16 protein-coding genes, 1 tRNA gene and 1 pseudogene are annotated in these 12,451 nt (G+C 46.1%); 6 read left to right on the top strand and 12 right to left on the bottom strand.

Annotated elements, in window-relative coordinates; genetic code table 11:
• The first annotated feature begins 45 nt into the window (after positions 1–45).
• Entirely contained in the window at positions 46–444 is a 399-nt protein-coding gene (locus BS614_RS13905) for a hypothetical protein (RefSeq protein WP_074094425.1), read from the top strand.
• A 100-nt stretch (positions 445–544) separates the two neighbouring features.
• On the opposite strand, the gene BS614_RS13900 is transcribed toward BS614_RS13905, so the two are convergent.
• From BS614_RS13900 to BS614_RS13855, 10 genes and pseudogenes are all read right to left on the bottom strand, one after another.
• The gene (locus BS614_RS13900) at positions 545–766 is read right to left on the bottom strand and encodes a YuzB family protein (RefSeq protein ID WP_017689421.1); all 222 of its coding nucleotides are present in this window, start codon (positions 764–766) and stop codon (positions 545–547) included.
• 21 nt (positions 767–787) lie between these two features.
• On the bottom strand, positions 788–1,090 hold the full coding sequence (locus BS614_RS13895; protein ID WP_036609727.1) for a heme biosynthesis protein HemY: 303 nt from the start codon (positions 1,088–1,090) through the stop codon (positions 788–790).
• A 142-nt stretch (positions 1,091–1,232) separates the two neighbouring features.
• Complete coding sequence (locus tag BS614_RS13890) at positions 1,233–1,490, bottom strand: hypothetical protein (protein ID WP_017689423.1); 258 nt, start codon at positions 1,488–1,490, stop codon at positions 1,233–1,235.
• A gap of 196 nt (positions 1,491–1,686) precedes the next feature.
• Complete coding sequence (locus BS614_RS13885; RefSeq protein WP_425320273.1) at positions 1,687–2,898, bottom strand: M14 family zinc carboxypeptidase; 1,212 nt, start codon at positions 2,896–2,898, stop codon at positions 1,687–1,689.
• Between the two features lie 228 nt (positions 2,899–3,126).
• Positions 3,127–3,936 carry a glutamate racemase gene (gene racE, locus BS614_RS13880; protein WP_074096835.1) on the bottom strand — a complete coding sequence of 270 codons (810 nt, stop codon included), beginning with the start codon at positions 3,934–3,936 and terminating at the stop codon, positions 3,127–3,129.
• Between the two features lie 219 nt (positions 3,937–4,155).
• Positions 4,156–4,533, bottom strand: coding sequence for a YtxH domain-containing protein (locus BS614_RS13875; RefSeq protein WP_017689426.1), 378 nt, complete (start codon positions 4,531–4,533; stop codon positions 4,156–4,158).
• A 182-nt stretch (positions 4,534–4,715) separates the two neighbouring features.
• Positions 4,716–5,630 (bottom strand): DUF4261 domain-containing protein, encoded by a 915-nt coding sequence (locus BS614_RS13870; protein ID WP_017689427.1) that lies wholly within the window; start codon positions 5,628–5,630, stop codon positions 4,716–4,718.
• Between the two features lie 10 nt (positions 5,631–5,640).
• Positions 5,641–6,102: a DUF86 domain-containing protein gene (locus BS614_RS13865; RefSeq protein WP_017689428.1), complete on the bottom strand. Its 462-nt coding sequence runs from the start codon at positions 6,100–6,102 to the stop codon at positions 5,641–5,643.
• A gap of 173 nt (positions 6,103–6,275) precedes the next feature.
• Entirely contained in the window at positions 6,276–6,563 is a 288-nt protein-coding gene (locus tag BS614_RS13860) for a Dabb family protein (RefSeq protein WP_017689429.1), read from the bottom strand.
• 285 nt (positions 6,564–6,848) lie between these two features.
• A pseudogene (locus tag BS614_RS13855) lies at positions 6,849–7,265 on the bottom strand (phage holin family protein); the annotation flags it as partial.
• Between the two features lie 415 nt (positions 7,266–7,680).
• On the opposite strand from BS614_RS13855, the gene BS614_RS13850 reads away from it, so the two are divergent.
• Positions 7,681–8,277 carry a helix-turn-helix domain-containing protein gene (locus BS614_RS13850; RefSeq protein WP_017689431.1) on the top strand — a complete coding sequence of 199 codons (597 nt, stop codon included), beginning with the start codon at positions 7,681–7,683 and terminating at the stop codon, positions 8,275–8,277.
• Positions 8,278–8,499: 222 nt separating this feature from the next.
• On the opposite strand, the gene BS614_RS13845 is transcribed toward BS614_RS13850, so the two are convergent.
• Complete coding sequence (locus tag BS614_RS13845) at positions 8,500–9,654, bottom strand: sn-glycerol-1-phosphate dehydrogenase (protein WP_084174523.1); 1,155 nt, start codon at positions 9,652–9,654, stop codon at positions 8,500–8,502.
• A gap of 158 nt (positions 9,655–9,812) precedes the next feature.
• Here BS614_RS13845 and BS614_RS13840 point away from each other — a divergent pair, with 158 nt between their 5' ends.
• A complete protein-coding gene (locus BS614_RS13840; protein WP_074094423.1) occupies positions 9,813–9,998 on the top strand; it encodes a hypothetical protein in 186 nt (61 codons plus the stop codon).
• Positions 9,999–10,103: 105 nt separating this feature from the next.
• Here the strand turns inward: BS614_RS13840 and BS614_RS13835 are convergent.
• Positions 10,104–10,187: transfer RNA gene (locus BS614_RS13835), tRNA-Leu, on the bottom strand.
• Between the two features lie 225 nt (positions 10,188–10,412).
• Here BS614_RS13835 and BS614_RS13830 point away from each other — a divergent pair.
• The 3 genes from BS614_RS13830 to BS614_RS13820 all read left to right on the top strand — a co-directional run bounded on the left by BS614_RS13830 (position 10,413) and on the right by BS614_RS13820 (position 12,436).
• Positions 10,413–11,405, top strand: coding sequence for a Gfo/Idh/MocA family protein (locus BS614_RS13830; RefSeq protein WP_074094422.1), 993 nt, complete (start codon positions 10,413–10,415; stop codon positions 11,403–11,405).
• Positions 11,406–11,506: 101 nt separating this feature from the next.
• Positions 11,507–11,854 (top strand): DoxX family protein, encoded by a 348-nt coding sequence (locus BS614_RS13825; protein ID WP_342351892.1) that lies wholly within the window; start codon positions 11,507–11,509, stop codon positions 11,852–11,854.
• Positions 11,855–12,073: 219 nt separating this feature from the next.
• Positions 12,074–12,436, top strand: a complete 363-nt coding sequence (locus tag BS614_RS13820; protein ID WP_074094421.1) for a winged helix-turn-helix transcriptional regulator — start codon at positions 12,074–12,076, stop codon at positions 12,434–12,436.
• The last annotated feature ends 15 nt before the right edge of the window (positions 12,437–12,451 follow it).

Here is a 12,451-nt window from a genome sequence, read left to right as displayed (position 1 = left end):
TCGCTACGTTTATTAGGTAATCATGGCAAATCAGGAGGAATTTATTTGAAGAAAATATTACTGACACTCTGTATGTTGCCCTTGCTCATTTGGGTACAAGGCTGCACTCCTGCAACATACGAGATAGAAGGATATACAGCGTCATCCATGAACCCAGACATCCCGGTTCCAACCAATGCAAAACTTATTGAAAACATAGCTTATTCCGATCATCCCACTCTTAAAGAAGGTGTTAAGTATGAGCTGAAACATATTGGGGGTGAGCAAGGACTCTACCCGCCATTGGATTATTTTCAGAAGTTAGCGGATACAGGTTGGATCGAATTAGAGGAAGAACGAATGGGGCATGTACATTTTCTGAAAAAGGATACTACGGTCATTGCTATTGAAATTCGAGAAGATGCCTTCGAAATTTATGAAATGGTCAAAGGTGCTATGGAGTAACACATCCTTTCGCTGCTACCCAAACGCAAAAATGGAGAGGCACTTAGCCCCTCCTTTCTGATGTGTGGACAGTTTTCTCCACTCACCTTTTTATATCCTATTACTTCACGAACTTTGCGACTTTGGCGAGCACTTCTTCTTCTGTCGGCGCACTGATATACCGACCATTAATAAAGACAAATGCACGTTTCGCGCAAGGACCACAATAGGATTTGCACCCAATCTTGATCTCCGTGTCTGGAGCCATTTTTTGCAACTTGGGTACAATCGATTTCAGTCGGACATGATTACACTTTTCGCATACGCGGATATCGTTAGCCATGAGTTCCCCTTCTTCGCGCCCTTAGTGGTCGCCGTGATTACCTTGGGACGGATTCGTAATAACAAATCCCTCTTCCGGGAAGTAGAGGTAGTCAATTTTAACACCGTTCAACAAAGGCTGGTCATTTGCAAGAATGACATCAATCTCTTTATCGGTAGATACAACTGTATCATTTTCTTTTGGTGTGTCGATATCCAGGCCGTAGTGAGCATGGTCACCATGTGCATGGGTGATGACAACGCGCAGTTTTTTTCCTTCGTTCTCCGGCTTGTCCAATTCAAGCTTCAATACTTTAGCAGCATTACGCGTAATTTTGCAGTTCATTCTCTTCATCTCCTATATTGTAATTGCAGGTTTCAACAATTTCAGCATTCTTAAACTACAGCATCTATTGTAAAGAAAGTTACCGCTCTTCGCAATAACATTGATGCGAATTCAATGTTAAAATGATCCATTGCGCCGCAAATTAAGAAGGTGCCCCCTCCTGAAGCACAGGATATTTACGTTCTGCCCGGCTTACAAACCAGTTCATCAGAATCAAAGTGACCCCGATATCATCGATGGGCATAAACGGCATTACGTCAGGAAGTACCCAATATAATAGCGCTGGAATAATAAACAACAGCTTTTCTCCCAAAGGAATCTGCGGAGCCCGGAGCAGCCGGGGGAGCCTTTTGAAAACTTGTGTCCATCGTTTGAACGACAGCAGTCTTCTCCACTTCATTTAAATCCCTCCGTATAATTGTATATGTCGCCGAAACGGCACATCCATCATTACCCGTTCGAAAACCATTCAGAACGAATGACGTAACATGCCATTATCAAAAATAATAAAAACGGAACGTCGCTCATAGCGTCCGTTCCTGTTATACGAATGATCTACTGTTAAGTTTCACACCTTTGTAATCTGGGGTCTTGCCTCATTGTCCATTGGATAACAGTTCAGCCAGCAACATTCCCACTTCTATACAGATATCATCAAACTGTTCTACCGGAAGCGGATTAACACCCAATCCAACTTCTACCGTGAAGCCCGGTCTACCGAAATCTTGAATAAACCAGTCCTTGTATCCGGCATCACTGCCACCGAGCTTCACCGCCTTATAGCCGGAAGCTTTGGCGAGTCTACGCGACAACGGTCCACTCTCCCTAGGTTCCAGATCACGGTAGTTCCAATAGATCTCCTGTCCCTGACTATGCAGGGATACAACCGCATCAAATGTATGTTGCTGTGTCCACTGCGCGAGGGCCTGTGCCTCCGGTTCTGTCAATGGCGCTGTCCCTGCATAATCCCTGGGGCCAGGTGAGGTCACACCTCTTCTCGCTGCTTCTTCATCCCAATGGGCTGGAAATTGATCATTCAGATCCACCCCTCTGATGTTGGCCTTCCAATGGGTGAAATGTGATCTGTCGGCATTCCAGGCTAACAACTGCTGTGCATGTGGATGTTGATTGACCACACCTTCCTGAACCAGTTCAACCCCGTCCGGATTAACCATCGGCACGGCCCAAAGTGTCGTCTCTTGCATCCAGCGTTCTGTCTGGTATTGATGCCATGTCCTATGCGCACTATACGTCTCGGCATACTCCTCGATAAACCTCATCAGAACTGCTGTTGTCAACCACTCATTCGCATGAACGGAAGCGTTAACATGGATATGTCTCGACCCTTGCCCAATACGCAAATAAGGCAGCGACTTCCCCATGACACTTGTTCCAATGGACCCCGTCTCGATAAACGGGTATTGATTCTCCAACTTGTCTATATCCCTGATTAATTCTCGATAACCATACTCTCCCTGAATCTTTACAATAGTTTTTCCATTCGAAGCCGGAATATGAATACAGCGACCAACCCAGTCGGTTATATTGGTGATTTCGGGATTGGCTTGGCGCAACTCCTCTTCGTCCAGACCAAATCTGCCTGCAATCCCCCCTACACGTTCTCCGGGCGGTACAGCGTATCTGCGACCTGTCCCGGGGACAATACGCAGCATCTGACCTGCCAGCAAGTATGGCTGGGAAGCCACTTCCGGGTTCAGTGCGGCAAGAAACTCTTTGGTCATATGATGTGCTGACGCAATTCGCGGCATTGTATCTCCCCGCTGAACGATAATCCACTGCAGATCCATGTTGTTCTCCTTTCCACAGGAAAAGACAGGTCTCCTGTCCAATTCTGACCGATTTCGTGTCTGTAACATATGTATGCAGGTCAGGTTGTCCGTCATGTGACAAGAATCATGTTTATCTCCTGTTAATGCATAATGACGACAAAAAATCCCGGAACTTCACAGTTCCGGGATGGTCCACAACCAAATTACATTAATTAAAAGTCTTATTCATGCATATTTTGAGTATAACTATGATAATTGCGTTACCTGCCAGACAACAGGGGTCTTGGAGATCTGCTCCCCCAACCATCGACGGGTGATATTCTGGAACATTCTCGGGTCACCCGTGCAGAAAAATTGATGCACCGGAGTCTCATCCCCACTGGCCAGCTTTCGTTTATCATATAAAATTGTACTGATTTCACGTGCTGTTTCATCTGCTGAACTGATTAACTTCACTTCCTGTCCCATAACTTCCTGAATCGTGTCCATGAGAAAGGGATAATGCGTACAACCCAGAATAAGACAATCGATTGGCTGTTGTTTGATCTCGCCCAATGATTGTTCCACCGTATGTGTCGTGTGCTCGGAACGAAATTCACCTTGTTCCACCAACGGCACCAGCGCCGGACAAGCCTGACTGACCACATCAATATAGGGGGACAACTGTTTGAGTGCCGTTGTATAAGCCCCACTACCTATGGTACCCGTGGTACCAATCACACCAATACGTCCTGTACGTGTCGCTGTGATTGCGGCCCGCGCACCCGGATGTATAACACCAATGACAGGCATATTCACCTTGCCACGGATATACTCCAACGCGGCTGCTGTTGCTGTATTACAGGCGATAACGATAACCTTCGGATCGAATTGGATCAAGAAATCAACGATTTGTTCCGTAAATTGTTTTACTTGTTCGGACGAACGGGGTCCGTACGGTGTCCGGGCAGTATCCCCAAAATAAATGATTTTTTCCCGCGGGAGCTGACGCATCACTTCCTTGGCGACGGTCAATCCCCCCACACCGGAGTCTAATATAGCGATTGCTTGCTGCACGAACACACCGCTTCCTTCTTCATTGAATTGGTTCTCAAAACGATTGTTTCTCAGAGCTTTCTTCCTACCGTATGAACATTCCGGCAAAAAGGTACCTACATCTTACCCGATTTCATCACAGGGTTCAAATTAAATCCGCGCGCTATGTCATCTATGTGTGGACACGCAACAAAGCAGGCTCTCCTCTAAATAGAGGAAAGCCTGCTTATCAAGCTTTGCTTAGTTGTCGTCCTTGGACTCATCCGCAGGAAGCTTCGCTACGATGTCAATTCCCGGTTCATCCACTGTTTTATCGATATCGTTATCAACAATGGCTGCCGATATGCGAATTTCTTTCCCTTCAGCGCAATTGCGCCAGGATTGAATATCCTGAATCACGACATCTGCGGTCTCTTTAACTTTGGATACGATCTGTGAACTTTGTTCCCCCACGATACCAGCCAGTTCCTGACCTTTCTCCGATACCTGACGAGCACCTTCTGTAATATCCTGACGAAGTTCACGTCCCGATTTTGGCGCCAGCAATAATGCCGTTACTGAACCAACCACAGAGCCAATAAGAGCTCCCCACAACAAACTTTTGTTAGAATCCTTCACGTCACATCTCTCCCTTTACTATTGTTTAAGTTCCGGATCAGAAGCAACGGTCTGTCGCTCAGCCATCCGGGCGAATGCCTACTCTGTTGATGCATTATAAGCAGCACAGGCTTGACTTGACACTCCAGATGTTAAAAATAATCTGAACGCCCTTTTTGAATGGATGCAAATGACGGCTTAATTCAGTTCTGACGAGCCGGCTCGAGATCAGCCGCGGCATGTTCATCCCCCGGGTCCAAATCAATCACATATCGTCCAGGTGCAATCAATGCAGCCTGATGTTCACAACGCCAGCGACGTCCACCAGAAGAACCCAGCGTCTGTCCATCTTGCAGAACATCCCCCTGATCAAATATGTAATACGCTGCACCCAGTAAGGTCTGAGCCACCGTATCCGGATCAAGACCTACGAAGTGACACTGGACATCAGGTACACCCAGCGCAGATAATCCCACGGTATCCATGACCAACCCGCGCTGTTCCTCTGTACCTCCGGCTTGATACATTCGAACGTTCATGGCTGCATACAGATGTTCCTCACGTTCCTGAGCTTGCGTATACGCTTCCGGTTCAACCAGCTTGTCACTGCCATACCAATACAGCGCGTCACAGGTCAAACTCTCCATGATTGCCAGTACAGTCTTCTGAAACAGCTCCAGGCGCTGTTTACGAGGCATGGCAGCCGTGAACATATCATGTATCCGAATGGAGTACCGTGAAGCTTCTACAACTTGTCCCACTTCCGGCCAATGCCATGCTTGTTGCAGAGCACCGCCAAAGCGAGCACGATCTGCGATTTCATTCACAGGAAGCATACAAGTCTGAGCAGGGATATCCCCTTCCTGGAAGGATACCTTGTGGTCCAGATGATAGAAGACAAGCATCTCATGCTTTTGCCCTCCGCTCTCTTGTTTCACATCCAGTCGGACTTGTCCTGTATGGCGAATCATTGCTTCCTGCAAACGCAGGCGATCCACCTCTGGACGTTCCCGGAACAAAAGTTCAACCATATACACCGGATGGAATCCGGAAGGTGTTTCATTTGTTTCATTACTTTCAGTATTTACTTCATTGAATTCTTTTGATTCATTTGTCATGCGATTTCCCTCATTCCTTACGCTGTCCCTCGGCCTGTGCCGTATTGAAAGGACCAAGTTCTGTTTCCACGTAGGCGCTAACCTGAGTAGTAAAATGTTCAAGTATACTCGGCAACTCTACGCTAAGCGGATGGAGCTCAGACCGCTCCCAAGTGTAATAATCCTGCACCAGTGGTTTGCGTAACGTGACAAGCTGACGCAATATCTCATAGGTCGGATTATCAAAAACCTTTTCTTCATAATTAATCTGAATAATATCATCATAGCTGCTTGCATCTCTCATGATGAAGCCGTCGATCAGATAACTTCCCACATCGGTAACAATCTCGATCGCCAGGTGAAGACAACGTTCCTGTACCATACCCAGCATGAGACTGCCATCCCAAGCTTCTGCTGCCCCGCGAAGCCCTTCAGCTACTTCCGGTACAGCAGCAAGCCGGCGGGCAATCTGTTCTCTGTTCACATAATACATTCGTTCACTTCCCGTTCAGTGAGTTATCGGTTCCGTTTCCCTCTTCGCTTAAGCCAGAATATCATCACAGGACAAGCGATTAGAAACACAACAAAAATATATAGAAATTCCATAACGTCTCTTAAATCGCTCATGCAGAGTCCCCTTTATCTCAACGTAGTTTGAATGACAGATCAGATTTCGTAGTCCACTGCAATTGACTGTTCTCTGACTTCGTTCATGTACTTGATAACTTCCTGATGAAGCGGGTGTACCTGATACGCCTGGAGATCCTCCAGTGACGCAAACTCCGCCGTGAGTGAAATGTCGAACGATCTCTCCGAGCGAAGCACATCAATCCCGATTTCAAGTGAAACCAGGACATCAATTTTACCTTCCAGATTGCGAAGCACCTGAGCTGCAGCTTCAATACTTTCTGCTGAGCGATCTTTCATTTTGAACAGGACAATATGTTTTATCATCTGGGCAAACACCTCGTTTAATATAATAGTAGAAATGAATGAATTTTCATGTATCCAAAATATATCATAACGTTCTCTATTACGAAAGGATACTTGGAAACGTTCTCTTGATAAGAAAAAGGAATCCGAACCGTTTTATTTCGATTCGGATTCCTTTTGAGATCCATCCTCCTTCTGTTTCGCGGATTCATCCTGCAGAGTTTGTCCTGTTTCAGCCTGCTGCTTGATGTTGTCCGGGGTTGACTGCGGTTTGGACCATTCACGATTCATAAGATACTCCTGATCTTCCTGTTTCTTCAACACTGCAATGGCCTGTCTGAGTTTTGCAGGCAATGGAAGACCGATTCTGGCATAATTCTCAGTAATCGAAATGAGTTCATTCACCAGATAGAAATAAATAGCTCCGCCTTTGATAAAATCGGTTCCCATGATCAGATCAATTCGGTGAGCAAGCAAAACAACCGTCAGCATGAGCCCTTTGCGAGCAATCCCCCAGAATCCAATGTTACTATTCAACCCCGTACCCGTTCTTACCGCCGCTGCCAAACCTGTGATATAATCCACAGCCATCGCGACCGCGAGCAGGCTCAGCAATTGATCCCATCCGCCAAAAGCAAACGTAACAAACGCTCCCGAGATGACAGCAAAGGTATTCACAGATAGATTCACGTTCCTCACCTCTCCCTTACACTTGAGTATCATACAATATATGTAAAAGTAAGAGAATTGACAGGTCACATGTCATGCTGAACATGCGGATTTATCATTTCAGATTTGTGCACATCCTCTTCTCAACAGGGGAACGAAAATCACATGCTTTTGGGGAATTCAGGGAAATAAACCGCATCATATCAACAAAAAACAGATAAAAGTTCTTTAGACCTAGTAATAAGTAATTAGAACTATATTATTTTTATTCCTGTTCAATTTCTCCCCTCATTTTTAGTGAAACATTGTAATCTAGGAATATACTAGGATGTGAATTGCGCATGGTCTAGTTCGTAGTTCCCTCTTTATCGTGAATTCACGCATTGACGCATTTGTAACCGGTAATCCCGGCACTTGAAAGTACCCCGTTGTTTATTGTAGTATTTGGTTAAAAAAAATCGGAGGAAATATGCCTAATCAACCAGAACAACATTCCATCCAGGCGTGGTCTCTGATCAACCGTAAATACTTGGGAAAAGGCGTCCGTGTTAAACGATTCCGAAAACCGACACGCTGTCAAATCCGTAATCGTGTTCTTCTTGCCGTACTGATGGCCAATGATATCAAGTTGTCCCAGCTCGCTGAAGACCTCTCCATCTCTTCACGCAGTGTCAGTGCGTGGGTATATGAAGGACGGATACCCGGCAGTACCAATTTGGACAAGACTTGCCAATTACTCGGCTACCCGCGTCATATTCTTTTCAATGAAGAAGTTGTGCGTAATAGCCCTGTCATATGTCAACCCGAGTCATCTCGCTTCATGAAGCGTACGGTGACCCGTTCTCCGGTGAGTAACCGTATTTTGACAGGCTTGTGTATGGTCCATGATCTGTCGGTGACAGATGTCAGCCACTGGATCGGGGTTCATCCCGGCACTTTCCGCAAATGGCTGCATCAGGGAACACTGCCTTCTGCTGCGTTTCAGGAACAAGCGGAGCAATTTTTCCGTATCCCGAAAACTATTTTGTTCGCAGATGTCATCTTGAAAGATCGTCGCAACAACTAAATAAGCGAACAGCCAAAAGGCTCTGATCTCCCCATAGGGAGGCCAGAGCCTTTTTTAAAATAAATGCATGCCTTCTCTCTCGGACTTGAAGCACTGTTCTGGCTATTCCATCAGAAATGTCAGATAACCTACCCTTTTTCACCTTTTGCTCCCAAGGAGAGCCATCACAGCCCGCTACAAGCGAAGTTAATGCATTTCATCATGATCATTCTCTCTAAAAGGTCATCCTAACCTTGTGTTCAACACTTCATTGATATATCTCAATCCGGTATATCGAGGACGAAGCGTATGCGCTGTGTTGAATGCATGTTCCACCATCTCCGGGGTTACACCGAGTTGCTCAGTAGTCACAGGTCCACCTACTTGTTCCAACCATGCGATGAGCTGAGAAGCCTCCGGCAATTGGTCATATATCCCAAACACCGGTTCGCCCGATGTCTGTGCAAGTTCTTTATATTTCACTGTAAGCAATGCACATGCTACGCCAACTTTGGCACCATGCAGAACCGGTCTTTCTCCCGCTTGCATCAGATCCATCTCCAAAATATGGGACAGATGATGCTCACCTCCGGATGCCGAACGGGAATGGTCAATGATCAGCATGGAGATACCGGAAACAATTAATGCGTCCATTAATACAGCTACTCCCTCTGCTCGCCCCTCCGCAATAGCTTGTACATGATCTATGCAGGTATTCAGCGCTTCTTCTGTCATCCGATAAGCAACCGGACAGAACGGTTCCCCGCCCAGATCACGAGAAACAATCCAATCTGCAAGGGAAGTATATTTGCCAAGCATATCTCCGAATCCGGCAGCTGTCATCACTTGGGGGGCTTGCTCCAGAATATCCAGATCGGCAAAGATAGCCTCAGGCGGAACAGCCTGAAATGTTTGTTTGACGCCGCTTACAATTAAGGGTGCACCCGCAGAAGTAAAGCCATCTACTGAAGCCGCTGTCGGTATGGACAGAAAAGGCTTGTTCATTTTGGAACAAACAAATCTCACCAGATCATGAATGGTACCTGAACCCACCGCAATTACAGCCTGACTTTCCATTTTCACACCCAACATGACCTGTACAATAGCTGCTTCATCCGCAATGATATCCCCCGCACGATTCTCCGGCAGAGCGATCTCATCCACATGCATTCCCGCTTCGCGAATACTACTCAGCACATCAGATCCGGCGGCCCGAAACGTATGTTGATCATAAACAACCGTCACCTGACGATATCCTTGCTCAGACAAATAACCCGGTAACCTCTGAATGGCCCCAGCTTCCAGATGTATCAGCATATCCACCACCCGGTGTTGATGACCGCAAGCACACTGCTGTGCTTCCTCATTCCATGCTGCAATTCGTTCGTTCATATTCATTCGCTCTTACCCTCCCATATGAGATATCATGCATAATTAACGGGTTAAAACCACAAGATAAAAAAGGAAATAACATGTGATGATTTTCCTGATCACACTTTACTGCCTGTACCCAATATTTGCAAATCCATATCTCACATTTCCAAGTAGGTGAAGCAATGAAATTAACGAAAGAATTAGGAATTTCGCTCGGATTTCTCGCCGGAACCACTTTTGGCAGCGGTATCGCTTTTTTGTTTCGTCTCCAGTCGGTTGAAGTGGTTGCCAGTGTATCGCTATTTGGTATTGCAGGAGCCATTGCCGGGATCATCATGGCAGTCATTCTGCGCCAGCGGCAACATTAGCATTAGCATGCTGGTAGCAAAATGTAGGCTTCACACGAATGATCCACAAAATAAAAAAAGGTTCGTGAATTGCCCTAGAGCAACTCACGAACCTTTTTTGTCAGATGCGGTCGAGAGGACTCGAACCTCCACGGGGGTTAGCCCACACGGACCTGAACCGTGCGCGTCTGCCAATTCCGCCACGACCGCATAATATGTATCTCCTCATCCATCGATGAAAAGCGTTCCGGTGAAACAATTCCTTGTTTTACCGTAATTCAGAGTATACATGCTCCAAAATAAAAATGCAACTTCTTTTTTATTCATTCAAGAATAGGACATATGTCCTTTTTTCTCAACTTCAAACACCCTATGGTAGCATTAAACAACAAATATACCATCCATACGAATGCAAAAATGAAGGAGAGATCCACATTGAATACAACCCATCTGTGCTTTATCGGTGCCGGGTTTCATGCATCCACGAATATTTACCCTTCTGTTGTTGAAGCCGGAGCGCAGATTCAGGCCATTGCCACACGCAGTATGGAACGCTCTGAAGCAGCTCTGCTGCGATTTGGCAGCAACGGACAAGCGTATGACAATGCTCAGCTTATGTTGCAGCAGGAAATCTGTGACGGAGTCGTTGTGGTCGCCCAGCCTGTAGATCAGACCATTCTTGTTCTCGAATGCATTCGGGCTGGCAAGAATGTGTACGTGGATAAGCCGCTCGGATGGAACGCAGCGGAAGCCGCTACTGTAGCAGAAGCTGCCGAGCAGGCTGGCGTCGTTGTTATGGTCGGTTTTATGAAACGTTATGCCCCCGTATACATGAAGCTGAAGGAGCTCATTGATAGTGGTTCGCTAGGTAAGGTACGTTCATTCCAGATGAAATTCGCTGTAGACAGTACCCCATTTTGCAAGGATGAGGAACAGTTCATGAAGCTCGCTGCCATTCATATGGTTGATCTGATGCGTTACTTATTCGGAGAAGTAATACGAGTTACAGGCACAACCGTGAAGGATGGGGAACACATTAATCAAAGCATTTCCCTTGTATTTGAAAATAACGTAGTAGGCAGCGCTTATTTTACCGGCATGAGTGCTTGGTCACGGGAGAGTGAAAGTGTACTCGTCACCTTTGACAACGGATTTGCGGCAGCTGAAGAGATCAACACACTTACTGTTCATCAATCCCGAAGTTCGACCAGCCTTCCCTGGAAATCTCTCGAGGAGCAAGATACTGTATATACACCTTCCGGAACTCCCATGTCAGGAGCTTATCGTGACCTTTATCTACGCGGGTTTGTTGGTGAAATGGCGCACTTCATCGAATGCTGCCAGAATCAGACCATCCCACGTTCCAGCGCCAAGGATAATATTGCAACGATGGCTCTATGTGACTCCATTCTATCGTCACTGAAGTAACGTATATACGCTCATCATCATATTTTATACATCCAGAGAAGAGGAACTAAACTCATGTTGGACACAGGTCTACTTATCATTCGTCTCGTGATTGTTTCATTATGATCGGACATGCATGTAAGAAATTGTTTGGCTGGTTTGGAAGCAAGGGTATATCAGGGACGGCTGAATTCTTCGGAGCGAATGGCCTGAAACCGGCTAGGGCCTTGGCAGTGTGTGCCGGACTTGCTGAACTGATCGGTGGATTCCTGTTTGGAGTCGGACTATGGATTATCGTTGGTGCCGTTCTGCTCATTCTTCCGATGATTGTAGCCATAGCCAAGGTGCATGCTGATAAAGGTCTATGGAATCTGAACGGAGGATTCGAATATAACCTTGTGATGCTCGGATCATTACTTGGTGTTGCTCTCGCTGGAGCCGGTGCATATTCCCTCGATGCCCTGATATAATGTACAAAATTCATCACATGGAGCCTCAATGTTTCGCTAGACGAAACTGGGGCTCTTTTTTATCTTATAGGCATCAACACATCTGCCTTCGCCTAGAATTAGGGTTTATAATCTGCATCATAAGTGATATGCTCTTTCATGAATTATACGTACGTTATGTAATATAACCACCCAAATAGATACTATAGAAAATCACCGTAAAGTGGAGGTGCACTTATAATGAAAAAGGATGCAACCAAGCTATGTCCAGCGCCATACGGCTGTTCCGTGGAAGTTACCCTTAGTGTGATCGGAGGCAAATGGAAAGGTGCCATTTTGTATCACTTATTCTCCGGTCCTTTGAGATTTAATGAGCTCCGCAAATTGTTTCCTGACATCACCCAGCGTATGCTCACCCTGCAACTTCGAGAATTGGAAGGCAGCGGAATTGTTCATCGTGAAATATACCCCCAGATTCCACCTAAAGTGGAATATTCCCTCACACCATTTGGTGAAACGTTACGGCCGATTATCTTCAGCATGCGAGATTGGGGAGAAACGTATACAAATGAGGTTCTGGCCAGATCCTCACAAGAGGTATAAAACACAAAAGAAGCT

The organism is Paenibacillus xylanexedens (assembly GCF_001908275.1).
Lineage (GTDB): Bacteria > Bacillota > Bacilli > Paenibacillales > Paenibacillaceae > Paenibacillus > Paenibacillus xylanexedens_A.
The sequence above is the reverse complement of the archived record's forward strand: the minus strand, read 5'-3'. Positions and strand labels throughout refer to the sequence as shown.

What these genes read in the sequence shown, in the direction of transcription:
- BS614_RS13900 (WP_017689421.1), bottom strand. Translation starts at nt 766, where the DNA reads ATGGCTAACGATATCCGCGTATGCGAAAAGTGTAATCATGTCCGACTG.
- BS614_RS13895 (WP_036609727.1), bottom strand. Translation starts at nt 1,090, where the DNA reads ATGAACTGCAAAATTACGCGTAATGCTGCTAAAGTATTGAAGCTTGAA.
- BS614_RS13890 (WP_017689423.1), bottom strand. Translation starts at nt 1,490, where the DNA reads ATGAAGTGGAGAAGACTGCTGTCGTTCAAACGATGGACACAAGTTTTC.
- BS614_RS13885 (WP_425320273.1), bottom strand. Translation starts at nt 2,898, where the DNA reads ATGGATCTGCAGTGGATTATCGTTCAGCGGGGAGATACAATGCCGCGA.
- BS614_RS13870 (WP_017689427.1), bottom strand. Translation starts at nt 5,630, where the DNA reads ATGACAAATGAATCAAAAGAATTCAATGAAGTAAATACTGAAAGTAAT.
- BS614_RS13865 (WP_017689428.1), bottom strand. Translation starts at nt 6,102, where the DNA reads ATGTATTATGTGAACAGAGAACAGATTGCCCGCCGGCTTGCTGCTGTA.
- BS614_RS13860 (WP_017689429.1), bottom strand. Translation starts at nt 6,563, where the DNA reads ATGATAAAACATATTGTCCTGTTCAAAATGAAAGATCGCTCAGCAGAA.
- BS614_RS13850 (WP_017689431.1), top strand. Translation starts at nt 7,681, where the DNA reads ATGCCTAATCAACCAGAACAACATTCCATCCAGGCGTGGTCTCTGATC.
- BS614_RS13845 (WP_084174523.1), bottom strand. Translation starts at nt 9,654, where the DNA reads ATGAATATGAACGAACGAATTGCAGCATGGAATGAGGAAGCACAGCAG.
- BS614_RS13840 (WP_074094423.1), top strand. Translation starts at nt 9,813, where the DNA reads ATGAAATTAACGAAAGAATTAGGAATTTCGCTCGGATTTCTCGCCGGA.
- BS614_RS13825 (WP_342351892.1), top strand. Translation starts at nt 11,507, where the DNA reads ATGATCGGACATGCATGTAAGAAATTGTTTGGCTGGTTTGGAAGCAAG.
- BS614_RS13820 (WP_074094421.1), top strand. Translation starts at nt 12,074, where the DNA reads ATGAAAAAGGATGCAACCAAGCTATGTCCAGCGCCATACGGCTGTTCC.